Origin of the sequence: Achromobacter sp. GbtcB20 (assembly GCF_019091095.1) — a bacterium.
GTDB lineage: Bacteria > Pseudomonadota > Gammaproteobacteria > Burkholderiales > Burkholderiaceae_B > Achromobacter > Achromobacter mucicolens.
Genome location: NZ_JAGXJZ010000147.1, coordinates 1 through 633 on the forward strand (window position 1 = coordinate 1; position 633 = coordinate 633).

At 61.3% G+C, this 633-nt stretch carries 2 protein-coding genes; both read right to left on the minus strand.

Annotated elements, in window-relative coordinates; all coding sequences use genetic code 11:
• Positions 1-216: phage major tail tube protein (locus KVT32_RS28250; protein ID WP_217619220.1), on the minus strand; the 216-nt coding region annotated here is incomplete at its 3' end.
• 54 nt (positions 217-270) lie between these two features.
• A partial coding sequence (locus tag KVT32_RS28255) for a phage tail sheath C-terminal domain-containing protein (RefSeq protein WP_305864186.1) occupies positions 271-633 on the minus strand: 363 nt, incomplete at its 5' end.

Below are 633 nucleotides of genomic sequence, written 5' to 3' on the forward strand. Positions count from 1 at the left end.
GAGAACTTGAGTGACGTATCCGCCGCAGGCCCATTCGACCTTGAGCGCGTCATCGTCCAGGCCAAAGTCTGCTTTGACGGCGCCGCCCAGGCCGCCGCCACGAAAGGCCTCCATCTTGCGCGTGAGTTTGGGAAGCGTCACGGACGTGGCGACACCGGCATAGCTGGTGCCGTCGTTGTAGACGTTCATGTTTTTGAGCTTGCTGGGCATTCCCATGTGTTTGGCTCCAGAAATTCAGAAAGGGCGGCGCAAGGCGCCGGCCCGGTGGTGTTAGGCGTTGATGCGCTGCGCGAAGTCCAGCAGATAGGTGTCGGTGATGCGCTGGCGGAAAGCCAGGTCTTCCAGCGGGGGAACCGGCGTGTAGGCGTAGTCGAGGATCAACTTTCCGCTCTTGAGCGATTCCTTGGTGTTCGGCTCTTCGTCATACCAGGCCTCGCCGTCGATGATGTAGCCCAGCGTCTTGAGCTGGCGAAACTTGGCATTGATGCCTTCGAGGATGTCCTTGACGAGCGACGGATGCAGGGGGGCATCGACGGCCCACATATGCGCCTCGGCCATCGTGTCAGCGAGAATCTGCGCGGTACGGGTGTAGTTCTCGAAGGGGTACAGGCTTTCCGGGCCGGCGCACGTGCG